This is a genomic window from Bradyrhizobium sp. USDA 241 (assembly GCF_049739505.1).
Classification (GTDB): domain Bacteria; phylum Pseudomonadota; class Alphaproteobacteria; order Rhizobiales; family Xanthobacteraceae; genus Bradyrhizobium; species Bradyrhizobium liaoningense.
The window spans coordinates 1,430,810-1,454,253 of record NZ_JBMGPZ010000004.1; the positions used below are offsets into that span (position 1 = coordinate 1,430,810).

The following is a 23,444-nucleotide window of genomic DNA, read 5'->3' on the forward strand; positions in this document are numbered from 1 at the left end:
GACTGAAATGTCAAATCACGGATGGATGACGGTCTCCACGCAAGAGCCAAGGCCGCCCCCGGCACGCGGGCGGGGACATCGCCGAATTCCCTGGCGATGGTGATGCGAAAACATCACCTCCCAAATGAAAACGGGCACGCCTTCACGTGAAGGCATGCCCGTTGAAACCCTATTCGTGCGACGCTTGGAGCGCTCAGTGCACGCTCACCGCTTGCAGCTCGTTGCTCCAGGCGTTGGCGACCGCGGCTTCGCGGCTGTCGGTCAGCATGATCGGCGTGCCGTCGGCGGCATGGAGCGCGAACAGCTTGAGGCCTGGCGCGATTTTCGGCGCCTCGGGAAACAGGCCCGGAACGTCCTCGGAGCGGATCTGCTTGACGTAGGCGATATGGCCTTCGCCCAGGGTTGCCAGCGTCTCCGGAGAGACGTTCTTGGCTTCGTATTCGAACGCAACGTGACCTTCACTCATGGTCTCGACTCCTCTGGAACACTAAGCGGTCGAGTCCGCTACTCGTTCCATTATTCGTGCTCATTGATAGCGATTGTCTTAACGATCCTCTCCGGTTCTGGCCGGGCCAGATCGATCGACAACAGCCCGTTCTTCAGATCCGCACCCAGCACCAGCATCCCCTCCGCCAGCACGAAGGTGCGCTGGAAGTGGCGCGCGGCGATGCCGCGATGGATGTATTGCCGGGACTTGTCGTCCTGCTGCCGCCCGCGGATCACGAGCTGGTTTTCCTCAATGGTTACATCGAGTTGGTCGCGCGTAAATCCGGCGACCGCCAGCGTGATGCGCAAACGCTCGGGCTGCCCGTCCGATCCGCCGCACCTCTCGATATTGTAGGGAGGGTAGCCGTCGGCGCCTTTGACGACGCGGTCGAGCACGCGCTCGATCTCGTCGAAGCCCAGCAGAAAGGGACTGGAGAGCGTTGGAACACGAGACATAGTTTACAAAGTCCTCGCAGAAGCGACTTTGGTGTTTCAGGGCCCGTCAAGGCACCCCTTGATCAGCAATATGGGAATATCCTCGTGGAGGTTCAAGGACGTAGCGGTGAGCTTGCACAGGTGTCATTCCCGCATGTGACGCGGTTTGCTTTCGCTCGGGCGCTTCACATCGTCGTGCCCGGGCTTGTCCCGGGACAAGCCCGGGCATGACGAGTTCGCGGGGCGAATTATTCCAATGAAAACAAGCCCCCTTCTACTGTGCATGGGGTTGTTTTCGCAGTTTCGTCTGTCGGCCCCGCGAATCCGGTCAGGCCTCCAACCGCGTCCGCCCGTCGCCGCTGAACAAATGCAGCTTCGCCCGCGCCGCGGCGACGCGGATTCTCGCGCCAATAGGTGGCGCTTCGGTCCCGGGAATGCGGACGATGATCTCGCCCGGCGGCAGCTCGCCGGGCGTGGCGGCGACGCGCTGGTCCTCCTGCTCGCGGGAGCCGTAGACGAAGGTTTCGGCGCCGACGCGCTCGATCGCTTCCACGGTGAGCGGCAAGGCGACGCCGCCGTCCGGGGTCTGATCGGTGATGACGAAGTCTTCCGGGCGGATGCCGAGGATGCCGGCGTCGGCCGCCGCGCTCCCGGCGAGCTGGGACCGGATTTCCTCTGGCCGCGTCGACATCAGGTTCATCGGCGGTGCGCCGATGAAGGAGGCGACGAAGGTCGTCGCCGGCTTCTCGTAGATCGCGAGGGGATTGCCGACCTGCTCGACCTGGCCGCCGTTCATCACGACGAGAATGTCGGCGAGCGTCATCGCCTCGAGCTGGTCGTGGGTGACGTAGATCGACGTGGTGTTGAGCCGGCGCTGCAATTTGCGGATCTCGACCCGCATCGCGATGCGCAGCTTCGCATCGAGGTTCGACAGCGGCTCGTCGAACAGGAACACCTTGGGCTGGCGCACGATGGCGCGGCCCATGGCGACGCGCTGGCGCTGGCCGCCCGAGAGCTGGCGCGGCTTGCGCTCCAGCATCGACGTGAGCTCGAGGATGCGCGCGGCTTCGTCGACGCGGGTCCTGATCTCGGCTTCCGCCATGCCGCGGTTGCGCAGGCCATAGGCCATGTTGTTGTAGACGCTCATATGCGGATAGAGCGCGTAGTTCTGGAACACCATCGCGATGTCGCGATCGGCGGGCTCGATTCCGTTGACGATTCGGCCGCCGATGTCGATCTCGCCGCCGGTGACCGTCTCCAGCCCCGCAACCATGCGCAGCAGCGTGGACTTGCCGCAGCCGCTTGGCCCGACCAGCACGCAGAACTGTCCGTCGCCGACATCGACGTCGACGCCCTTGATGGCCTCGAAGCCGCCGGGATAGGTCTTGCGGACGTTGCGCAGGGTGACGTTAGCCATGGGATCTTCCGGCGAATGGCGAAAAGGGAGTGGCGAATGGGGACTGGTTAGTACGCAAGGCTGACGCAGCGACCCCATTCGCTACGCGCCATTCGCTATTCGCCATCTTCACTTTTCCGTCTCGACCAGTCCGCGCACGAACAGCTTCTGCATGACGACGACGACGAACACCGGCGGCAGCATGGCCAGCACGGCGGTCGCCATCACGATCGGCCATTCGGTCAGCGCGTCGGTGGTGGTGATCATCTTGCGGATGCCGACCTGGATGGTCTGCATGTCGTCGCGCGTGGTGATCAGCAGCGGCCAGAGATACTGGTTCCAGCCGAGGATGAACAGGATCACGAACAGCGCCGCCATGTTGGTGCGCGACAGCGGCAGCAGCGTATCCCAGAAGAAGCGGAAGGGACCTGCGCCGTCGATGCGTGAGGCTTCCAGCAGCTCATCCGGCACCGTCATGAAGAACTGGCGGAACAGCAGCGTCGCGGTGGCCGAGGCGATCAGCGGCAGCGACAGGCCGGCATAGCTGTCGAGCATGTGCAGATCGGCGACGATCTTGTAGGTCGGATAGATGCGAACCTCGACCGGCAGCATCAGGGTGATGAAGATCAGCCAGAAGATCGGCATCCGGAACGGAAAGCGGAAATACACGATCGCATAGGCCGAGATGATCGAGATCGCGATCTTGCCGACGGCGATCAGCAGCGCCATCACCAGCGAGTTCAGCATCATGTTGCCGACCGGCTCGCGGGTCGAGCCGCTCGTTCCGACGAAGATCGTCTGATAGTAGGTCTCGAGAAAATGGCCGCCCGGCAGCAGCGACATCTGGCCGTTGGCGATCACCGCGTTGTCCTGGGTGGAGGCGATGAAGGCGAGATAGACCGGGAAGGCGACGATCGCGATCCCGATCCAGAGGATGATGTGGGCGACGTAGCGCCGGAAGCCCTCTTCCTCGACCATCAGTAGGTCACCTTGCGTTCGACGAAGCGGAATTGGATTCCCGTCAGCACGATGACCATGATCATCAGGATCACCGACTGTGCCGCAGAGCTGCCGAGATTTCCGCCGAGCAGGCCGTCTGTATAGACCTTGTAGACCAGCGTCTCGGTCGACTTGCCGGGGCCGCCCCGGGTCATGGTGTCGATGATGCCGAACGTGTCGAAGAAGGCGTAGACGATGTTGACGACCAGGAGGAAGAAGATGGTCGGCGACAGCAGCGGGAAGGTCACGGTCCAGAACCGCCGCATCGGGCGCGCGCCGTCGATCGCGGCGGCCTCGAGCACGCTTCTGGGGATGCTTTGCAGGCCGGCGAGGAAGAACAGGAAATTGTAGGAGATCTGCTTCCAGGCGGCGGCGAGGATGATCAGCGCCGCGGCCTGGTCACCGTCGAGCAGCGGATTCCAGTCGATGCCCAGCGCCCGCAGATAGCGCGAGAGCACCCCCAGCGAGGGATGCAGCATGAAGATCCAGAGCACGCCGACGACCGGCGGCGCCACCGCATAGGGCCAGATCAGCAGCGTGCGGTAGAGCATCGAGCCGCGCAGCGGCTTGTCCGCCATCACGGCGAGCAGCAGTGCAAACGACAGCGACGACACCGCGATCGCGAACGAGAAGAAGAAGGTGCGCAGGATCGCCTCGAAATAGGCGGGGTCCTTGAACAGGTCGATATAGTTCTCGAACCAGACGAAGCTGGTCGAGAGGCCGAAGGCGTCCTGGAGCAGGAAGGACTGGATCACCGCCTGCAAGGCAGGCCAGTAGAAGAAAATCAGGACGATCGCGAGCTGCGGCGCAACCAGCGCGTAGGGCAACAGCTTGGATTGGAAAATGGCTTGCTTTTGCATGATGCCCGCAGCAGCGGCAGGCCGGCTTCACCGGCCTGCCGCTTGTCGCCTTACTTCACGGCGGTCTTTTCGAACTGCCGCAGCATCGTGTTGCCGCGCTCGACGGCCGAATCCAGCGCCTGCTTGGCGGTCTTCTTGCCGGCCAGCGCCTGCTCGATCTCTTCGGCCCAGACGTCGCGGAGCTGCACCATGTTGCCGAGGCGCAGGCCGCGGGAGTTCTCGGTCGGCTCCTTGTTGGTCAGCTCGAGCAGCGGGGTCTCGAGATAGGGCTGGTCCTTGTAGAAGCCTTCGGCCTTGGCCTTGTCATAGGCCGTCTTGGTGATCGGCAGATAGCCCGACGATTTGTGGATATAGACCTGACGATCGGTATCGGAGAGGAAAGTCAGGAACTTCGCGACACCCTTGTACTCCTCGGCCGACTTGCCGCCCATGATCCAGAGCGAAGCGCCGCCGATGATCGAGTTCTGCGGCGCGCCCTTCACGTCGGGATAATAGGGCATCGGCACCGCGGTGAAGGCGAACTTGGCCTGCGCCTTGACGTTGCCGAAGAAGGCCGACGAGGTCAGGTAGAGCGGGCATTCGCCCGACGTGAAGCGGCCTTCGCCGGTGTTGGTGCGGCCGGCATAGTCGTAGGTCTTGTCCTTCTGGAGCTCGACCAGCTTCTCGAGGTGCTTGACCTGGAGCGGTCCGTTGAACTGCAGCACGGTGTCGAAACCGTCGAGGCCGTTGGCCTTGCTGGCGAGCGGCACGTTGTGCCAGGCGGAGAGCTGCTCGAGATTGACCCAGGTGACCCAGGAGTTGGAGAAGCCGCAGGTGGGATGGCCGTTGTCGTGCAGCTTCTTGGCGGCGTCGAACACTTCAGGCCAGGTCTTCGGGATCTCGACATTCGCCTTCTTCAGCTCGTCGAGATTGACCCACATGACGGTCGACGACGAATTGAAGGGGAAGGACAGCATCTCGCCCTTCGAGGTCGAATAGTAGCCGGTGATCGCGGGCAGATAGGCCTTCGGATCGAACTTCTCGCCGGTCTCGGCCATCAGCTTGTAGACCGGCTTCACGGCGCCGGTCGCGGCCATCATGGTGGCGGTGCCGACCTCGAACACCTGCATGATGTGCGGCGCGTTGCCGGCGCGGAACGCCGCGATGCCGGCGTTCATCGTATCGGCGTAGTTGCCCTTGTAGGTCGGGATCACCTTGTAGTCGCTCTGCGCGGCGTTGAAGTCGTTGGCGAGCTTGACGATGACGTCGTTGTTGGCGCCGGTCATCGCGTGCCACCACTGGATTTCCGTCACAGCCAGCGCCGGCGAAGCCGACAAGCCGACCGTGAGTGCAAATGCGGCAGCCGCACCAATATGTCGAAGAGCCATCAAGAATCCTCCCTTGCCCGTCACTGAAGAAGCGCTTGCGCTAGCAGCACCATATGACGTTCACATGACTGTGTAAGCGGCCGAAACGAAAGCGGCAAGCGCTGGAAAAGGGAAGCCGTCGAATAGGCGAAGACGTGCGCGCCGCACGCGTGTGGTCGCGTCGCAGTGCGGCATCGTTGTGGCTGACGGTCAGGCCGCCGGCTCCAAACCTCTCTCGCTTGCGGGAGAGGTTGGCGCGCAGCGCCGGGCGAGCGCTTTCTCCTCTGGGGGGCTGTCCCTTCGCGGAGACACACTCTCCTCAGCCCTCCCTCGCAAGCGCAGGGCCATCGCATGTGAGGAAACGCGGCGGGATACTCGCCTGCGGCCATCCTTCGAGACGCCCGCCTCCGGCGGGCCCTCAGGATAAGGGCGGAGTGTGCGGCAGCAGTTTCAACGGGCACTGATGCCACTTAGCCTCATCCTGAGGGGACCGCAAAGCGGTCGTCTCGAAGGACGAGGCGCTTGCTCTGGCCCGTCCGAAAGTCATATGCGATGGCCCTGCCCGCAAGCGGGGGAGGGAGCGCACCTGCGGCGACGCTCGATCCCGGTCTTATCTCAGCGCTTGCGCTCGGGGCCGCAGACCGTGCCATTCTCGACCATCGCGTCGATCTCGGCCTTGGAGTAGCCGAACTCGCCGAGCACCTCCGCCGCGTGCTGGCTGAATTTCGGCGGCAGGCGGCGCAGGCTCGGCTTTGAGCGATCGAGCCGGATCGGTGACGCCACGCCCTTGTACCAGTCCTTCTCGATAATATCGCCGCGGTAGATCGTGTGCGGATTGGTCAACGCCTGGTCGATCTTCTGCACCGGCCCCGCAGGCAGGCCTGCCGCGAGCAGGCGATTGCACAGCGGCTCGGCCTCGTGCTGGCTGAACACGGCGGCAAGCTCGGCACGCAGCGCCTCGCGATTGGCGATACGGTCCTTGTTGCGGGCAAAGCGCGGGTCGGTGCCGAGCTCGGGCTTGCCGATCTCCTTGGCGAGCTTGCGGAAGGTGCCGTCATTGCCGACGCCGATGAAGATGTTGTCGGTCTTGGTCGGGAAGATCGCGTAGGGCACGAGGTTCGGGTGCTCGTTGCCGGTGAGCGACGGCGGCTTGCCATGCATGAAATAGTTCGCGGTGTGCGGATGCATGATGGCAAGGCCGGTCTCGTACAACGTCGTCTCCAGGAACTGGCCCTTGCCGGAGCGCTGCCGCTCCGAAAGCGCCATCAGGATGCCGATCGCCGCATAAAGGCCGGTGGTGATGTCGACCAGCGGCACGCCGATCCGCATCGGCCCGCTCTCGGGCGAGCCGGTCGCTGCGATCATGCCGGTCATGGCCTGGATGATGGCGTCATAGCCGGGGTTGCCGCCGCGCGGGCCATCGGCACCGAAACCGCAGATCCGGCAATGCACGAGGCGCGGGAATTTTTCGCGCAAGCTCTCGTTGCCGATGCCCCATTTCTCCAGCGTGCCCGGCTTGAAATTCTCGATCAGGACGTCGGCCGTCTCCAGCATCTTGAGCAGCACCGCGCGGCCGCCCTCGGCGGCGAGGTCGAGGCCGATCGAGCGCTTGTTGCGGTTGATGCCGACGAAATAGGCCGCGTCCTCCTCGTGGAAGGGAGGGCCCCATTCGCGCACCTCGTCGCCCGTGGGCGGCTCGACCTTGATCACGTCGGCGCCATGGTCGGCGAGGATCTGGGTGCAGTAGGGACCGCCGAGCACGCGCGTGAGATCGATGACGCGCAGTCCGCTCATGGCACCTGGGGCGGCTTCAGAACTCATGCCTTCGCTTCTCCTGTGTCGAGGTTCGGTCACAGGCCTAGCGAGGTTTGCCAGGAGCAGCAATGGCTCCCGGCGTAGGGCCGCATGCGCCGTCGCGCGTCAATGCCGCGGCGTGGCAAAACAGCAAAGCGGCCCGCCCCGGGGAGGTCCCGGGGCCAGCCCATCCGCACTTCGATCAGACGACCGTCAGGCGAACGTCGACATTGCCGCGCGTGGCATTGGAGTAGGGGCACACCTGATGCGCCTTTTCGACCAGCGCCTCGGCCTCAGTGCGGGCAAGGCCCGGCAGCGAGACCGCCAGATCGATGTCGAGGCCGAAGCCGCCTTCGGAGCGCGGTCCGATGCCGACGGTCGAGGTGACGGAGGCGTCGGCCGGAACCTTCGGGCCGCCCTGCGAAGCCACGAACTTCATCGCGCCGATGAAGCAGGCGGCATAGCCGGCCGCAAACAGCTGCTCGGGATTGTTGCCGGCGCCGCCGCCGCCGAGCTCCTTCGGCGTGGTGAGCTTGACGTCGAGCGCGCCGTCGAGGGTCGCTGCATGGCCGTCGCGGCCGCCGGTGGCTTTTGCGCTGGTCTTGTAGAGGACGTTCACGGACATTGTGGTCTCCCTGATCTTGGGGTGGGTGCGATCTTTATTGCAGGCAATTAGATTGTGCGCAATTGAAATTGCGCTGTCTCACATTTAATTGTTCGCAATTGAATGTGCCGCCGACCGGCCCCACAATGCGGCCGAACCTCGTGAGATTCTGCAATGGCCAGGAAACCATCGGCAGCGGACGCGCCGCTGCGGCTCGACAACCAGATCTGCTTTGCGGTTTATTCCGCAGCGCATGCCTTCAACCGCGTCTACAAGCCGCTGCTCGACCGGCTCGGCCTGACCTATCCGCAATATCTGGTGATGCTGGTGCTGTGGGAGCGCGACGACGTGCCGGTCAAGGACATCGGCGAGAAGCTGTTCCTGGATTCGGGCACGTTGACGCCGCTGCTCAAGCGGCTCGAGGCCGCCCATCTCGTCAAGCGCAGCCGCTCGCGCGAGGACGAGCGCCAGGTGCTGATCGCGCTGACGCCGCAGGGATACGCGCTCAAGGAAAAGGCCCGCGCCGTGCCGCAGTCGATCCTTGCGGCGTCGGACTGTTCGGTGTCGGAACTGGTCGCGATGAAGGACGAGATCGTCGCGCTGCGCGACAGGCTCAATGCGGTGATCGGGGAGTAGGGCTAGCAGAGCCGCTTTTTCGAGAAGGCGCGGCCGGAGTGTGATTTGAGGTATTTCTCGAATGCCAAGGCCTTCAGCTTATCAGGGAAGGCGCAGTACCAGACCAGCTTCCACGGCACGAACTTGGCGGTGTGAGCGGATTTGCCGGCATTGTGCTCCGGAAGACGTCGCTTCAGATCTTCCGTGGCACCAATGTATTCCTGGTCGGGGAACTCGATGCTCCGGATGATGTAGACATACCACATCGATGTCTCGCGGCTGGGTAGCCGGATGGGAAGTAGAGGAAATCAGAATGTGAGACAGTCCGTCTTCGCCCTACGGGCTACGCCGGACACCACGCTTCACCCTTCAGGTTCCGCGCGGCTGCGCCACGCGTAGCCCGAAGGGCGAAGCGTGGTGGAGCCAGGCGGGATCGAACCGCCGACCTCTTGCATGCCATGCAAGCGCTCTCCCAGCTGAGCTATGGCCCCTTAGTCCTTCACCGGGGTGAACCTGGTTGATCACCCCGGACCGGCGAGCCTAGCGACTCGCGCGGAGCACCCTTTTTCACAGATCAGGGCTGATCTCAAGTCTCTTCATCACCTCCGACGTCACCAATGATGTCGGTCACGTCCTCATCGCCCTCTTCCTCGTCGGCAATGAAGGTCGAATCATCGTCATCGTCGTCGTCGATGGTCTCATCGACCTCGATATCATCCTCGGATTCCGGCACGACGGCCTTGACCTTGCCGGTATTTTCCTCGGCATCGGCCTCCTCGAGGGAGACCAATTCTTCGGCCTCCGCCGGTTCCGGCGCGGCGTCCGCTGTCGCCGCGTGCCGGGCTTCGGCGCCGCGGGGGACGCGAGCGGGCGCCACCGGGGCGATCGGCACCACCTCGCCGGTATAGGGCGAGATCACCGGATTCTTGTTGAGGTCATAGAACTTCTTGCCCGTGGTCGGGCAAATACGTTTGGTTCCGAGTTCGGACTTGGCCACGGCAGGAATCCTGGGATGTCTGAAAAAGCGGTGTTTCACTTGGCTAGTTGGCGGCCCGCTGTCAATAGCGCATTACAGGAGAAAGACATGCCCGTGACGAGGCGCGGACCATGTGGTACCTGCGCCGCAGCCCGGCGAGGGCGCATCCAAGGACACAATCTTGACCCATTCCGACCAACCGAGCCCGCTCCGGGCTCGCGCCAGCGGCCCCCTGACCGGGAAAGCACGGGTGCCCGGGGACAAGTCGATCTCCCACCGTGCCCTCATCCTGGGCGCGCTCGCGGTCGGCGAGACCAGGATTTCGGGCCTGCTGGAGGGCGAGGACGTCCTCAACACAGCCAAATCCATGCAGGCGCTCGGCGCCAGGGTCGAGCGTACCGGCGATTTCGCGTGGAAGGTGCAGGGCGTGGGCGTTGGGGGCTTCGCCCAGCCCAAGGCGCCGCTGGATTTCGGCAATTCCGGCACCGGCTGCCGGCTGGTCATGGGCGCCGTTGCCGGCTGCCCGATCTCGGCGGTGTTCGACGGCGACGCCTCGCTGCGCAGCCGCCCCATGCGCCGGATCCTCGATCCGTTGGAAAAGATGGGCGCCAGGGTCGTGTCCGGGGGCGAGGGCGGCCGTCTGCCGCTGACCCTCCAGGGCGCGCGCGATCCGCTGCCGATCACCTACAGGACCCCGGTCGCCTCGGCCCAGATCAAATCGGCCGTGCTGCTGGCGGGCCTGGCTGCGCCGGGCACCACGACCGTGATCGAGAGCGAGGCCAGCCGCGACCACACCGAGCTGATGCTGAAGCATTTTGGCGCCGACATCACCTCGGCCCAGGAAGGCCAGCACGGCCGCCGCATCACGCTGGTGGGCGAGCCCGAGCTGCATGGCGCCAATGTCGTCGTCCCCGCCGATCCCTCTTCGGCGGCCTTCCCGATTGTTGCGGCGCTGGTTGTTGAGGGCTCCGATATCGTGCTGTCCGACGTCATGACCAATCCGCTGCGCACCGGTCTGTTCACCACGCTGCGCGAAATGGGCGCCTCGATCGAAGAGAGCGAAGTGCGGGGTGATGCCGGCGAGCCGATGGCGCGCTTGCGCGTGCGTGCCTCGAAGCTACGTGGCGTCGAGGTGCCGCCGGAGCGCGCGCCCTCGATGATCGACGAATATCTGGTGCTGGCGGTGGCAGCCTCCTTCGCCGAAGGCACGACGATCATGCGCGGCCTGCAGGAGCTGCGCGTCAAGGAATCCGACCGGTTGGAGGCGACCGCCGCCATGCTTCGCGTCAACGGCGTCAAGGTCGTGGTCTCAGGCGATGATCTGATCGTCGAGGGCCGCGGCCATGTCCCGGGCGGCGGGACCGTCGCCACCCACATGGACCATCGCATCGCGATGTCCGCGCTGGTGATGGGCTGCGCCTCCGACCAGCCGGTGACGGTCGACGACACCGCTTTCATCGCCACCAGTTTCCCGGATTTCATTCCGATGATGCGTTCGCTAGGGGCCGAGTTCTCATGATCATCGCCATCGACGGGCCCGCGGCTTCGGGCAAGGGGACGCTCGGCAAGCGTCTTGCCCACCATTACGGCTATCGTCATCTCGATACCGGCGTGATCTATCGCGCGGTCGCCTATGCCTTGATGCAATCAGGGCACGACCTCAACGACGAGGCGGCTGCGGTGCAGGCCGCGTTGGAACTCGATCCTGAGAAGTTCGGCAATCCTGCGCTGAAGACCCAGAAGGCCGGCGAGGGTGCCTCGATCGTCTCGGCGATCCCCAGGGTCCGCGAGGTTCTGGTCAACTTCCAGCGGCAATTCGCCGCCGATCCGCCCGGGGCGGTGCTGGACGGCCGCGACATTGGAACCGTGATCTGCCCCCATGCCGACGTGAAGATCTTCGTCGTGGCAGACCCCAAGGTTCGCGCGCGCCGCCGCACCATGGAGGCCAGGGCGAGGGGCGAGGAGGCGGACGAGGCCGCCGTGCTCGCCGACATCATCCAGCGCGACGAGCGCGACAAGAACCGGCCGATTGCGCCTTTGAAACCGGCCCCGGATGCTTACTTGCTAGATAACTCCCAACTGGATATAGAAGGCGGCGTCCGGGCCGCCATCGACATTATCGAGGCCGTCCGAGCGGGCCGGTCGCGGGGTTAAGCCGCAACCGTCATTGGAGGAAGCGCCCGCTCCCGCCTCTTTGATGTCGATACCTCGGTCCCTGTTTCGGGGCCGGCGCAATCCAGGCTCCGGACAAAGATTCCACGTGTCGAACGCGCGGGCCTCTGCCGGCCCGCTCCCGCTGTTCCGGCGCCGAGCCGGGGCAGCGAGCGGTCGCTCGAAGGTTTTTGCGGACCTTCCGACACTGCGCGTGCGATGCGCCGATGAACCCAACGGCCGGCAAGACATCCGCAACTGGAGAACAAATGGCTTCGACTTCTGCTGATACCTATAGCCCCTCGCGCGACGATTTCGCCGCGATGCTCGACGAGTCCTTCGCAGGCGGCAACCTGCAGGAAAGCTCCGTCGTCAAGGGCAAGGTGGTTGCAATTGAAAAGGACATGGCCGTCATCGACGTCGGCCTGAAGACCGAGGGCCGCGTCGCGCTGCGCGAATTTTCCGGCCCCGGCCGTGAAAGCGACCTCAAGGTCGGCGACGAGGTGGAAGTGTTCCTCGATCGCATCGAAAACGCGCTCGGCGAAGCCGTGCTGTCCCGCGACAAGGCGCGCCGCGAAGAGAGCTGGGGCAAGCTCGAGAAGGCGTTCCAGAACAACGAGAAGGTCAACGGCGTCATCTTCAACCAGGTCAAGGGCGGCTTCACGGTCGACCTCGACGGTGCCGTTGCGTTCCTGCCGCGCTCGCAGGTCGACATCCGCCCGATCCGCGACGTTGCGCCGCTGATGAACAACTCGCAGCCGTTCCAGATCCTCAAGATGGACCGCCGCCGCGGCAACATCGTCGTCTCCCGCCGCACGGTGCTGGAAGAGACCCGCGCCGAGCAGCGTCAGGAGCTGGTGCAGAACCTCGAAGAGGGTCAGGTCATCGACGGCGTGGTCAAGAACATCACCGATTACGGTGCGTTCGTTGACCTCGGCGGCATCGACGGCCTGCTGCACGTCACCGATATCGCGTGGCGCCGCGTCAACCACCCGACCGAGGTGCTCTCGATCGGCCAGACCGTGAAGGTCAAGATCATCAAGATCAACCACGAGACGCACCGCATCTCGCTGGGCATGAAGCAGCTGCTGGACGATCCGTGGCAGGGCATCGAAGCCAAGTACCCGCTGGGTGCCCGCTTCACCGGCCGCGTCACCAACATCACCGACTACGGCGCGTTCGTCGAGCTCGAGCCGGGCATCGAAGGCCTGATCCACGTCTCCGAGATGTCGTGGACCAAGAAGAACATGCATCCCGGCAAGATCGTCTCGACCTCGCAGGAAGTCGACGTGCAGGTGCTGGAAGTCGATTCCGTCAAGCGCCGCATCTCGCTCGGCCTCAAGCAGACCATGCGCAACCCCTGGGAGGTCTTCGTCGAAGCTCACCCGACCGGTTCGGTGGTCGAGGGCGAGGTCAAGAACAAGACCGAGTTCGGTCTGTTCCTGGGTCTCGAGGGCGACGTCGACGGCATGGTCCACCTCTCCGACCTCGACTGGAAGCTTCCGGGCGAGCAGGTGATCGACAACTACAAGAAGGGCGACATGGTGAAGGCCGTGGTGCTCGATGTGGACGTCGAGAAGGAGCGCATCTCGCTCGGCATCAAGCAGCTCGAAGGCGACCCCTTCGCCGAGCCGGGCGATGTCAAGAAGGGCGCGGTCGTGACCTGCGAAGTGCTCGAAGTGAAGGAGAGCGGTATCGAGGTGAAGATCGCCGGTACCGACTTCTCCACCTTCATCAAGCGCTCCGAGCTCGCGCGTGACCGCAACGACCAGCGCGCCGAACGCTTCGCCGTCGGCGAGAAGGTCGATGCCCGCGTGATCCAGTTCGACAAGAAGGCCCGCAAGGTCCAGGTGTCGATCAAGGCGCTCGAAGTCGCCGAAGAGAAGGAAGCCATCGCGCAGTACGGCTCTTCCGATTCGGGCGCGACGCTCGGCGACATTCTGGGCACCGCGCTCAAGAACCGCGACAGCAAGTAAGCGAATCGTACGTTTCGCTGACATCAAGGCCCCGGCGCGAGCCGGGGCTTTTTTGTTGCTGTCTCCGCAAACTCCGCTGTCGTCCCGGACAAGCGAAGCGAAGCGGAGCGCCGATCCGGGACCCATATGTGGACGGCCTCCGTGGCACAAGAGCTTTGTGAAGGTTTTGATCGGATCGCTTGCATCCATATGTCCGGCCTGTTGGTTCGGCGTGTTAGACCGCTGGCCAAGATGGTTTCCGCGACACGAGCTCCAATCAACCACGCGACCTTGATCGGCCAATGGGTCCCACGGATTTGCTCGCATCTTCGGTCGATCGATCGCACCATCTCCTCTGCTCTTGCAGCTCCGGTTCGGCCGGTGGGTGAACCCGCCGGTCGGCCGAATCTCTCAACTATGCGGCGGCTGGCGCTTGGTCGGCTCGGGCATTCAGCCGCGCGCTGTCATATTCCTGTGCCGTCGTCATCAGCTTCCAGGCGATGCGGGCCATCTTGTTGGCGAGTGCCACTGCGGCAAGCTTCGGTGTCTTGCGCTTCAAGAGCTCGACGAGCCAATGTGGACCGGAATCTTTCGCCATCGCTTGCTTGACCACCGAGGTCGCCCCGACCACCAGCAGTTGACGCAATCTCTCATCGCCAGCGCGGGTGATCTTGCCGAGCCTGGTCTTTCCCGCAGTGGAATGGTCCTTGGGGGTCAAGCCGAGCCAGGCCGCGAACAGTCTTCCTGAGCGGAAGGCATGCGGATCTGGCGCCTTCATGACCAGTGCCGCAGCGGTGACCGGACCGACCCCCGGGATTTGTGCCAATCGCCGGCTCATGGCATCGGCACGGTGCCAGGCCACAAGCTTGGCCTCGACCGCCTTCAGCTCGACTTGCACCTGGTCATATTGGCGGGCAAGCATTGCAAACAGCTCGCGAGCCAGCGCTGGAACACGATCGTCCTGTTTGATCGTCGCCAGGAACGCGGCAAGCTTGTCCAGCCCCTTGGCTGCTATCAAACCGAACTCCGCCGCATGACCGCGGATCGTATTGGAGAGCTGGGTGCGACGCGCGACCAATTGCTCGCGTACGCCAAGCAGCATCAGCGCCGCCTGCTGCTCGGCCGTCTTCACCGGAACGTAGCGCATCCGCGGCCGGCTCGCCGCCTCACACAGTCCTTCCGCGTCGCGCCCGTCGTTCTTGTTGCGCGGCACGTAAGGCTTGACCAGCTGCGGCGCGATCAGCTTGACCGTGTGCACTAGCTTGCCAAGCTCCCGCGCCAGGTAGTGCGCCGCCCCGCAAGCCTCGATCACAATCACCGTCGCCGGCAGCTTGGTAAAAAACTCCAGCATCGCCTTGCGGCTCAGCCGCTTGCGCAACACCACTTGCTCCGAAGCGTCAACGCCATGGAGTTGAAAAATATGCTTCGACGTATCCATCCCAATGCGGATAATCTGGCTCATGGACGGCTCCTGTGAATGGGTCTTTGACAACCTCATTCTGGCACAACTGATGCCGTAGGGGCCGTCCACACCATCAACCCCAGGGAGGAGTTTGACGAAGACTCGGAGTTGCCAGCTCGCGCGACGACTTCTCCCTGGGGTTATGGATCCCCGCCTTCGCGGGGATGACGACTGAGTCCGCGCCGACTTGCTCGCCCCCCAACGAGGCCTTGTTTTCTTCAAAATGCGCCGCAATTGATGTATTCAGCTAAGCCAATGGTCACGCTGTGACGGCACAACGCGCCCAGCCTTTCATTTGGAGATATTCCGATGTCGCTCGATTCGGACATCATCGTCGATCGCCGCAGGATCCGCCGCAAGCTGACGTTCTGGCGTGTGATGGCCGCGCTGATCGCGATCGCGGCGATCGCGAGCTTCGCGCTGATCGCGACACCCGGGGCGCGCGGCACCTTCGCATCCGCCGGCTCGATCGCGCGCGTTCATATCGATGGGTTGATCCGCAGCGATTCCGAGCGCACCCAGGCGCTGGAGCGGCTGGAGAATTCGGCCGCCGCCGCCGTCATCGTTCACGTCAACTCGCCGGGCGGCACCACTGCCGGCTCCGAGCAGCTCTACGACTCGCTCACCCGCCTGAAGGCGAAGAAGCCGCTGGTGGTCGTCGTCGAGGGTCTCGCCGCATCGGGTGGCTACATCACGGCGATCGCGAGCGACCACATCGTCGCCCAGCAGAGCTCGCTGGTCGGCTCGATCGGCGTGCTGTTCCAGTACCCCAACGTCTCCGAGCTGCTGAAGACCATCGGCGTCAAGGTCGAGGAGGTGAAGTCCTCGCCGCTGAAGGCGGCACCCAACGGTTTTGAGCCGACCAGTCCCGAGGCGCGTGCCGCGCTCGATGCGCTGGTCAAGGATTCCTACGCCTGGTTCAAGGGAATGGTGAAGGAGCGGCGTGGCATGGATGACACGCAGCTCGAAAAAGTCGCCGATGGCCGTGTCTTCACCGGGCGCCAGGCGATCGATCTCAAGCTGATCGACCAGATCGGCGACGAGAAGACGGCGGTGACCTGGCTGGTCGAGCACAAGGGCGTCAAGAAGGGGCTTCCGGTACGCGATTACAAGCTTCAGCCGCGCTTTGGCGATCTGACTTTTCTCAAGACGGCCGCCGCCGTGACGCTGGAAGCGCTCGGTTTGAGCTCGATTGCGCATCAGATCGGCCAAACCGGCGTCGCGCAGGCGGTCGACCGGCTCGGAATGGATGGAATGCTGGCCCTGTGGCAGCCGGCCGCATCAAACTGACTGGGGCAGGCGAGTTCCAGAAGGTTTTCGCGCCTTGCGAGTGCCGTCGCAGCACGCTTTTTCGGCATTTGTCACGTATTTTCGCGACGCTCGGCCTTGATTTAGCGTCTTGACAGATCAAGGTATTTTCACGGAAATGGTCATCCGCACGCTTCCGGGTCCTATCTCTCGATGATCAAATCCGAACTTGTTCAGCGTATCGCCGAGCACAACCCGCATCTGTACCAGCGGGATGTCGAGAACATTGTGAATGCGATTCTCGAAGAGATCGTAGCGGCGCTTGCGCGCGGTGATCGCGTCGAGCTGCGCGGCTTCGGTGCCTTCTCGGTCAAGCACCGCCCTGCCCGCGCAGGGCGCAATCCACGCACCGGCGCCCATGTGCCCGTCGACCAGAAGAGCGTTCCGTTCTTCAAGACCGGCAAGGAAATGCGCGAGCGGCTGAACCGCGACCATCCGGATCCCGGCGCGGCAGACTAAAGCGCGATGTGATCGCGCTTCAGGTTATTTGAGCATGATCTTTTCGGAAAACCGCTGCACACTTTTCCGGATCAGGCTCCAAGGCCGGCCTCAGGGTTTTTCGCGGTCGCGCGCGATGCAGCCGCAGGCTTGATTCAAGGCGAGCGAAGCGAGATGCGAAAGTTCCTGACCGCGCTGATCGTGATTCCGCTGGGCGTGATCCTGGTCGCGTTCGCCGTCGCCAACCGGCATTTCGTCACGGTCTCCTTCGATCCCTTCATTTCCGACGACCCGTCGCTGTCGCTGACGTTGCCGCTGTTCCTGCTCCTGATCCTGGTGGCTGCGCTGGGTGTCGTGGTCGGCGGCTCAGCCGTCTGGTTCGGCCAGCGGCGCTGGCGGCGCGCGGCGCGCCGGAATGACGCGGAGGCCCGGACCGCCAGGGCCGAACTGGCCGATCTTCGGGCCCAGGCGGCTGCGGCCAGGCCCGAGCCCCAGCGCCTTCCCTCTCCCTCCGGGGTGGGCCTGTACGGGCCCATCGGGCGAGACAAGCAGCGCGCGACGTTGTAGAAGCGGCCCCGACCGAAAGCCCCGTTTTCCGGCCGCGGACCAGCGGCCTCCATCTGCTTCGAGACCATGTCCCTGCTCGTCAAAATCTGCGGCCTGTCCACGCGGGAGACGCTTCAAACGGCGCTCGACGCCGGTGCCGACATGGTGGGATTCGTGTTCTTTCCGCCGTCGCCGCGACATCTCTCCCTGGAGGCCGGGCGCGAGCTCGGCCGCCAGGTGAAGCAGCGCGCGCTCAAGGTCGCGCTCACCGTCGATGCCGACGACGCCACGCTCGACAACATCATGGATGCGCTGTCGCCGGACATCTTCCAGCTCCATGGCAAGGAGAGCGTGGCGCGGCTGCGCGACATCAAGCAGCGGTTCGGCCGTCCGGTGATGAAGGCGGTTCCGGTCGCAACGTCGGCCGATCTCGCCGCGCTGCCGGGCTACGCCGCGGTCGCCGACAGCATTTTGTTCGACGCGCGCGCGCCGAAGGATGCGACGCGGCCCGGCGGCTTGGGGGAGCCCTTCGACTGGCACCTGCTGGAAAATCTCGATCTGAAACTGCCCTACATGGTCTCGGGCGGGCTTCACGCCGGCAACGTCACCGAAGCCCTCCGCGTCACCCGCGCCGGCGGCGTCGACGTGTCCTCCGGTGTCGAAAGCGCCCCCGGCGTCAAGGATCCCGAGATGATCAAGGCCTTCATTCGCGCCGCGCGCGCCAGCCAAGATGCAAATCAAGAGTTGAGTGTTCGATGACCGTCGCCAAACCCAATTCCTACCGCAGCGGCCCCGACGAGCGCGGCCATTTCGGCATCTTCGGCGGCCGCTTCGTCGCCGAAACCCTGATGCCGCTTATCCTCGACCTGGAAAAGGCCTACACCGCCGCCAAGGACGATCCGGCCTTCCAGGCCGAGATGAACGGCTATCTCAAGAACTATGTCGGCCGGCCTTCGCCGCTCTATTTCGCCGAACGCCTGACCGAGCATCTCGGCGGCGCCAAGATCTACCTGAAGCGCGAAGAGCTGAACCACACCGGTTCGCACAAGGTGAACAACGTGCTCGGCCAGATCATGCTGGCGCGGCGCATGGGCAAGAAGCGCATCATCGCCGAGACCGGCGCCGGCCAGCATGGGGTCGCCACTGCGACGCTGTGCGCGCGCTTTGGCCTGGAATGCGTGGTCTATATGGGCGCCGTCGACGTCGAGCGACAGCAGCCCAACGTCATCCGCATGGAAATGCTGGGCGCGAAGGTGATGCCGGTGCAGTCGGGCACCCGCACGCTCAAGGACGCCATGAACGAGGCACTGCGCGACTGGGTCACCAACGTGCATAACACCTTCTATTGCATCGGCACGGTCGCAGGTCCGCATCCCTATCCGACGCTGGTGCGTGACTTCCAGTCGATCATCGGCAACGAGACCAAGGCGCAGATGCAGGAGGTCGAGGGACGCCTGCCGGACTCGCTGGTCGCCTGCATCGGCGGCGGCTCGAACGCGATGGGCTTGTTCCATCCCTTCCTCGATGATCCCACGGTCGAGATCTTCGGAGTGGAAGCCGCAGGCCATGGGCTCACGCAACTGCATGCGGCCTCGATCGCAGGCGGCCGTCCCGGCGTGCTGCACGGCAACCGCACCTATCTCCTGATGGATGCGGACGGCCAGATCCAGGACGCGCATTCGATCTCGGCCGGCCTCGACTATCCCGGCATCGGCCCCGAGCATTCCTGGCTGCACGAGGTCGGCCGCGTGAACTATCTCTCCGCCACCGACGACGAGGCGCTCGCCGCGTTCCAGCTGCTGTCGAAGCTCGAAGGCATCATCCCCGCGCTCGAACCCGCGCACGCCATCGCCAAGGTGATGGAGCTCGCGCCGAAGCGGCCACGGGACCACCTGATGGTCGTCAACCTCTCCGGCCGCGGCGACAAGGACGTCCCGCAGGTCGGCGACATCCTGAGGGGCAAGAAGTGACCACGCGTATCGACACCCGTTTCGCCGAGCTGAAGAAGCAGGGCCGCTCGGCCTTCGTCACTTATGTGATGGCTGGCGATCCCGACCTCACGACGTCGCTCAATATCGTCAAGGCGCTGCCCAAGGCAGGCGCCGACGTCATTGAACTCGGCATTCCCTTCACCGATCCGATGGCGGATGGTCCCTCGATTCAGGCTGCAGGTCTGCGCGCGCTCAAGGCGGGCATGACCTTGAAGAAGACGCTCGATCTGGTGCGCGACTTCCGCAAGGACGACAACGTCACGCCGCTCGTGCTGATGGGCTATTACAATCCGATCTACATCTACGGCGTCGACAAGTTCCTGGCCGACGCCAAGAGCGCGGGCGTTGACGGCCTGATCATCGTCGACCTGCCGCCGGAGGAAGACGACGAGCTCTGCATTCCCGCACTGAAGGCCGGTCTGAACTTCATTCGCCTGGCGACTCCGACCACCGACGACAAGCGTCTCCCCGCGGTGCTCGCGAACACGTCGGGCTTTGTCTATTACGTCTCGATCGCCGGCATCACCGGTGCAGCGGCGGCGGACGCGAATGTCGTCGGTGAAGCGGTCGCACGCATCAAGCGGCATACCAAGCTGCCGATCTGCGTTGGTTTTGGCATCCGCACGCCGGAGGCTGCGCGCGCCATTGCCGAGAAGGCCGATGGTTCGGTGGTCGGCACCGCGCTGGTGGATGCGCTCAAGAACAGTTTCGATGCGGAAGGGCGGGCGACCGCCAAAACCGTTAACGCCGTCGCGGAATTGACGGCCGCCCTGGCCCTGGGCGTCAAGGGTGCGCAACAGGCGGCGGAATAGGCCATAATTCCGCTCTTGAGGCGAGCGACACGGCGGCTTGCCGGGCAGAGGGCGGGCCGCCATATATCCCTTTAGGCGATCCGCAAGGCGGGATCGCACATCGGAGCAAACCATGAACTGGCTTACCAATGTGGTCCGGCCGAAGATCCGCAACATGCTGCGGCGGGAGACGCCGGAGAATCTCTGGATCAAGTGCCCGGATTCCGGGCAGCTCGTGTTCTACAAGGACGTCGAGGCCAACCAGTTCGTCATTCCCGGCTCGAACTACCACATGCGCATGGGCGCGGTGGCCCGGTTGAAGTCGATCTTCGACAACGAGACCTGGTTCGACGTCGCGCTGCCCGAGGTCACGCCCGACCCGCTCAAGTTCCGCGACGAGAAGAAATATGTCGACCGCATCAAGGATGCGCGGGCGCGGACCAATCTGAACGACGCGATCAAGGTCGGCTACGGCAAGCTCGAAGGCTCCGCCGTCGTCGTCGCCGTGCAGGATTTCGACTTCATGGGCGGCTCGCTCGGCATGGCCGCGGGCGAGGCCATCGTGCGCGGGATGGAGCTCGCGGTCGAGAAGAAGTCGCCGTTCATCGTGTTCGCCGCCTCGGGCGGCGCGCGCATGCAAGAGGGCATCCTGTCGCTGATGCAGATGCCGCGCACCACGGTCGCGGTGCAGATGCTGCGCGAGGCAAAACTGCCCTACATCGTCGTGCTGACCAATCCGACCACCGGTGGCGTCACCGCGTCCTATGCGATGCTGGGGGACGTGCAGATCGCCGAGCCCGGTGCGCTGATCGGCTTCGCCGGCGCGCGCGTGATCGAGCAGACCATTCGCGAGAAGTTGCCGGAAGGTTTCCAGCGTGCCGAGTACCTCAAGGAGCACGGCATGGTCGACATGGTCGTGCATCGCCACGAGTTGCGCCCGACGCTGGCGCGGCTCTGCCGACTGCTGACCAAGGCGCCGGCGCTGGAAGGCGTATCGAAATCAGTGCAGCCAGTGGCGAGTCCGGCGCAGATCGTATCGGCCGCCGAGACGGCGCCGGCTGCGCCCCACGCGTGAACGCCTCCTCTGACAGTGCAAAGACACCGCTCGGCGAATTGATCGGGCGGCTGTCGGCCCTGCATCAGAAGCGCATCGATCTCGGGCTTGAGCGGATGCACCGCCTGCTCGAACGGCTCGGCCACCCCGAATGCAAGCTGCCGCCGGTGATCCACATCGCCGGCACCAACGGCAAGGGTTCGACGCTGGCTTATCTGCGCGCGACGCTGGAAGCCGCGGGCCTGCGGGTCCATGCCTACACCTCGCCCTATCTCGTCCGCATCAACGAATGCTTCCGGCTCGGCCGCGTGGGCGGCGGCGTGCTCGTCGGTGACGACGAGTTGCGCGCCGCACTGGAAGAGGTCGAGCGCGTCAATGCCGGCGAGGCCGCGACCGTGTTCGAGCTGAAGACGGCTGCCGCGTTTCACCTGTTCGCGCAGAACCCGGCCGATGTGGTGCTGCTCGAAGTCGGCCTCGGTGGCCGGCTCGATTCGACCAACGTAGTCGATGCGCCGGCGGCCTGCGTGATCACGCCTGTCAGCATGGACCACATGGATTTCCTCGGCGATACGTTGGCGTCGATTGCCGGCGAGAAGGCCGCGATCATCAAGCGCGGCGTGCCCGTGATTTGCGCCGAGCAAATGCCGGAGGCAATGGCCGTGATCGAAGCGCAGGCGAAGCACATGCGTGCGCCGCTGTTTGCCGCGAACGAGAGCTGGCACGTCAATGTCGAGCGCGGGCGTCTGGTCTATTCCGACGATCGCGGCTTGATGGATCTCCCGGCGCCGCGTCTGTTCGGCCGCCACCAATTCGCCAATGCCGGGCTTGCGATCGCGACGCTGCGTGCGCTTCCAGCCATCAAGGTCCACCACGCCGCGTTCGAAGCCGGCATCGTCGGTGCCGAATGGCCGGCGCGGATGCAGCGCCTCACCTCGGGCGAACTGCTGTCCTGGGGTCCGCAGGGCTCCGAGATATGGCTCGACGGCGGCCACAATGCCGAGGGCGGGCGTGTCGCAGCGGCGGCGCTTGGCGATCTCGAGGAGCGGGTGTCGCGGCCGCTGGTGGTGATCGCCGGCATGATGGCCAACAAGGACGCGCAGGGATTTCTCGCCAATTTCGCCGGCCTCACCCGTCATATCATCGCGGTGCCGATTCCCGACACCGAGAACGCAATGCCGGTCGATCGCCTCGCGGATGCCGCGCGCAGCCTCGGCATGCGCGTCGAGACCGTTTCCGGCGTCGAAGCCGCGCTCCGCGCCTTGGCCAAGCTCGCCTACGAGGTGCCGCCGCGCATCCTGATCACCGGCTCGCTGTATCTGGCGGGCCATGTGCTGGCGATCAACGGCACGCCTCCTGCATGAGTTTTCGTGTCCCGGACGCGTCGCGGCATGAAATGACGCGACGCTGAGCCGGGACGCGTATAGGCCCCGGCTCTGCAGTGCACCGCGGAAGACGCGCTGCTCTGCGTCCGGGTACGAAAGAGAGAATGCCCATGCGTTTCGCCGCGATCGCCGACGTCCACGGAAACTACCTCGCGCTCGAAGCTGTCCTCGCCGACATCCGCGCGCACGGCATCGCCGACATTGTCAATCTCGGCGACATGCTGAGCGGTCCGCTCGATGCGCGCCGCACGGTCGAGATCCTGATGCCGCTCGATGCCGTGCATGTGCTCGGCAATCACGACCGCTATCTGCTCGACCGCCCTCCGGAGAAGATGGGCTCGTGGGACCGGCCCGCCCACGCACAGCTCGATGCCGCGCAGCTCGACTGGCTGCGCGCGCAGCCGATGACGCGTGTCTTCCGTGACGTGTTTCTTTGCCACGCGACGCCCGGCAACGATGAAGTCTATTGGCTCGACACCGTGCATCCCGACGGCACGGTCGCGTTATCGCCGCTCGATCGGATCGAGCAATTTGCGCAAGGGATCACGCAGTCGCTGATCCTGTGCGCCCACACCCATCTCGCCCGTGCCGTGCGCTTGCGCGACGGCCGGCTGATCGTCAATCCCGGCAGCGTTGGCAGCCCGGGCTATCGCGACAAGCATCCATACCCGCATGTCGTCGAGGCCGGCACCCCCCACGCGCGCTATGCGATCCTCGAACTCGTCGATGGCGGTTAGCAGGTGACGTTCCGTCACGTCGCATACGATCACGAGGCCATGGCCGCGCTGGCGCGCCGCAACGGTCAGCCCGAACTGGCGAACGCATTGGCGACGGGATGGATCAAGTAGGGCCGCG

The 23,444-nt window shown here is 64.4% G+C and carries 23 protein-coding genes, 1 tRNA gene and 1 pseudogene; 13 read left to right on the forward strand and 12 right to left on the reverse strand.

Annotation, left to right across the window (positions count from 1 at the left end; genetic code table 11):
- Positions 1-193 precede the first annotated feature (193 nt).
- The 8 genes from ABIF91_RS16595 to ABIF91_RS16630 form a co-directional block, all read right to left on the reverse strand.
- Positions 194-466: a DUF1150 family protein gene (locus ABIF91_RS16595; protein ID WP_011083553.1), complete on the reverse strand. Its 273-nt coding sequence runs from the start codon at positions 464-466 to the stop codon at positions 194-196.
- A 50-nt stretch (positions 467-516) separates the two neighbouring features.
- The gene (locus tag ABIF91_RS16600; protein ID WP_028180126.1) at positions 517-942 is read right to left on the reverse strand and encodes an Hsp20 family protein; all 426 of its coding nucleotides are present in this window, start codon (positions 940-942) and stop codon (positions 517-519) included.
- 307 nt (positions 943-1,249) lie between these two features.
- Positions 1,250-2,338: a sn-glycerol-3-phosphate import ATP-binding protein UgpC gene (locus ABIF91_RS16605; protein WP_028180125.1), complete on the reverse strand. Its 1,089-nt coding sequence runs from the start codon at positions 2,336-2,338 to the stop codon at positions 1,250-1,252.
- Between the two features lie 108 nt (positions 2,339-2,446).
- Complete coding sequence (gene ugpE, locus ABIF91_RS16610; protein ID WP_028180124.1) at positions 2,447-3,295, reverse strand: sn-glycerol-3-phosphate ABC transporter permease UgpE; 849 nt, start codon at positions 3,293-3,295, stop codon at positions 2,447-2,449.
- On the reverse strand, positions 3,295-4,176 hold the full coding sequence (gene ugpA / locus ABIF91_RS16615) for a sn-glycerol-3-phosphate ABC transporter permease UgpA (RefSeq protein ID WP_028180123.1): 882 nt from the start codon (positions 4,174-4,176) through the stop codon (positions 3,295-3,297). Before ugpA ends, ugpE begins: the two co-directional genes overlap by 1 nt.
- Before the next feature lie 50 nt (positions 4,177-4,226).
- Positions 4,227-5,543, reverse strand: coding sequence for a sn-glycerol-3-phosphate ABC transporter substrate-binding protein UgpB (gene ugpB, locus ABIF91_RS16620; RefSeq protein WP_424579262.1), 1,317 nt, complete (start codon positions 5,541-5,543; stop codon positions 4,227-4,229).
- Between the two features lie 594 nt (positions 5,544-6,137).
- Positions 6,138-7,343, reverse strand: a complete 1,206-nt coding sequence (locus ABIF91_RS16625) for a CaiB/BaiF CoA transferase family protein (RefSeq protein WP_028180121.1) — start codon at positions 7,341-7,343, stop codon at positions 6,138-6,140.
- Positions 7,344-7,518: 175 nt separating this feature from the next.
- On the reverse strand, positions 7,519-7,941 hold the full coding sequence (locus tag ABIF91_RS16630; RefSeq protein WP_028180120.1) for an organic hydroperoxide resistance protein: 423 nt from the start codon (positions 7,939-7,941) through the stop codon (positions 7,519-7,521).
- 153 nt (positions 7,942-8,094) lie between these two features.
- On the opposite strand from ABIF91_RS16630, the gene ABIF91_RS16635 reads away from it, so the two are divergent.
- Positions 8,095-8,556, forward strand: coding sequence for a MarR family winged helix-turn-helix transcriptional regulator (locus ABIF91_RS16635; RefSeq protein ID WP_028180119.1), 462 nt, complete (start codon positions 8,095-8,097; stop codon positions 8,554-8,556).
- A 2-nt stretch (positions 8,557-8,558) separates the two neighbouring features.
- Here ABIF91_RS16635 and ABIF91_RS16640 read toward each other — a convergent pair whose 3' ends face one another.
- The 3 genes from ABIF91_RS16640 to ABIF91_RS16650 all read right to left on the reverse strand — a co-directional run bounded on the left by ABIF91_RS16640 (position 8,559) and on the right by ABIF91_RS16650 (position 9,532).
- Positions 8,559-8,801 carry a GIY-YIG nuclease family protein gene (locus ABIF91_RS16640; protein ID WP_028180118.1) on the reverse strand — a complete coding sequence of 81 codons (243 nt, stop codon included), beginning with the start codon at positions 8,799-8,801 and terminating at the stop codon, positions 8,559-8,561.
- Between the two features lie 149 nt (positions 8,802-8,950).
- Positions 8,951-9,026: transfer RNA gene (locus ABIF91_RS16645), tRNA-Ala, on the reverse strand.
- 95 nt (positions 9,027-9,121) lie between these two features.
- A complete protein-coding gene (locus ABIF91_RS16650; RefSeq protein ID WP_035673723.1) occupies positions 9,122-9,532 on the reverse strand; it encodes a TIGR02300 family protein in 411 nt (136 codons plus the stop codon).
- Positions 9,533-9,692: 160 nt separating this feature from the next.
- Between ABIF91_RS16650 and aroA the strand changes: the two genes are divergently transcribed.
- The 3 genes from aroA (at position 9,693) to rpsA (ending at position 13,638) form a co-directional block, all read left to right on the forward strand.
- A complete protein-coding gene (gene aroA / locus ABIF91_RS16655; RefSeq protein ID WP_028180116.1) occupies positions 9,693-11,030 on the forward strand; it encodes a 3-phosphoshikimate 1-carboxyvinyltransferase in 1,338 nt (445 codons plus the stop codon).
- Positions 11,027-11,665, forward strand: a complete 639-nt coding sequence (gene cmk / locus ABIF91_RS16660; RefSeq protein WP_028180115.1) for a (d)CMP kinase — start codon at positions 11,027-11,029, stop codon at positions 11,663-11,665. The genes aroA and cmk overlap by 4 nt, the downstream gene beginning before the upstream one ends.
- 266 nt (positions 11,666-11,931) lie before the next feature.
- Complete coding sequence (gene rpsA, locus ABIF91_RS16665; protein ID WP_028180114.1) at positions 11,932-13,638, forward strand: 30S ribosomal protein S1; 1,707 nt, start codon at positions 11,932-11,934, stop codon at positions 13,636-13,638.
- Positions 13,639-14,032: 394 nt separating this feature from the next.
- On the opposite strand, the gene ABIF91_RS16670 is transcribed toward rpsA, so the two are convergent.
- Positions 14,033-15,079: an IS110 family transposase gene (locus ABIF91_RS16670; RefSeq protein WP_035681965.1), complete on the reverse strand. Its 1,047-nt coding sequence runs from the start codon at positions 15,077-15,079 to the stop codon at positions 14,033-14,035.
- 309 nt (positions 15,080-15,388) lie between these two features.
- Here ABIF91_RS16670 and sppA point away from each other — a divergent pair, with 309 nt between their 5' ends.
- The 9 genes and pseudogenes from sppA (at position 15,389) to ABIF91_RS16715 (ending at position 23,437) form a co-directional block, all read left to right on the forward strand.
- Positions 15,389-16,369: a signal peptide peptidase SppA gene (gene sppA / locus ABIF91_RS16675; protein ID WP_028176460.1), complete on the forward strand. Its 981-nt coding sequence runs from the start codon at positions 15,389-15,391 to the stop codon at positions 16,367-16,369.
- A gap of 171 nt (positions 16,370-16,540) precedes the next feature.
- Positions 16,541-16,846, forward strand: coding sequence for an integration host factor subunit beta (locus tag ABIF91_RS16680; RefSeq protein WP_008539997.1), 306 nt, complete (start codon positions 16,541-16,543; stop codon positions 16,844-16,846).
- 153 nt (positions 16,847-16,999) lie between these two features.
- Complete coding sequence (locus tag ABIF91_RS16685; protein ID WP_028176461.1) at positions 17,000-17,392, forward strand: lipopolysaccharide assembly protein LapA domain-containing protein; 393 nt, start codon at positions 17,000-17,002, stop codon at positions 17,390-17,392.
- A gap of 66 nt (positions 17,393-17,458) precedes the next feature.
- The gene (locus tag ABIF91_RS16690; RefSeq protein ID WP_028176462.1) at positions 17,459-18,130 is read left to right on the forward strand and encodes a phosphoribosylanthranilate isomerase; all 672 of its coding nucleotides are present in this window, start codon (positions 17,459-17,461) and stop codon (positions 18,128-18,130) included.
- A complete protein-coding gene (gene trpB, locus ABIF91_RS16695) occupies positions 18,127-19,341 on the forward strand; it encodes a tryptophan synthase subunit beta (RefSeq protein WP_028176463.1) in 1,215 nt (404 codons plus the stop codon). The genes ABIF91_RS16690 and trpB overlap by 4 nt, the downstream gene beginning before the upstream one ends.
- Positions 19,338-20,174 (forward strand): tryptophan synthase subunit alpha, encoded by an 837-nt coding sequence (gene trpA, locus ABIF91_RS16700; protein ID WP_424579263.1) that lies wholly within the window; start codon positions 19,338-19,340, stop codon positions 20,172-20,174. Before trpB ends, trpA begins: the two co-directional genes overlap by 4 nt.
- Before the next feature lie 112 nt (positions 20,175-20,286).
- Positions 20,287-21,228, forward strand: a complete 942-nt coding sequence (accD, locus tag ABIF91_RS16705) for an acetyl-CoA carboxylase, carboxyltransferase subunit beta (protein WP_028176465.1) — start codon at positions 20,287-20,289, stop codon at positions 21,226-21,228.
- Positions 21,225-22,568 carry a bifunctional folylpolyglutamate synthase/dihydrofolate synthase gene (locus tag ABIF91_RS16710; protein WP_028176466.1) on the forward strand — a complete coding sequence of 448 codons (1,344 nt, stop codon included), beginning with the start codon at positions 21,225-21,227 and terminating at the stop codon, positions 22,566-22,568. Before accD ends, ABIF91_RS16710 begins: the two co-directional genes overlap by 4 nt.
- A gap of 131 nt (positions 22,569-22,699) precedes the next feature.
- Positions 22,700-23,437: pseudogene (locus tag ABIF91_RS16715) on the forward strand (metallophosphoesterase family protein).
- The last annotated feature ends 7 nt before the right edge of the window (positions 23,438-23,444 follow it).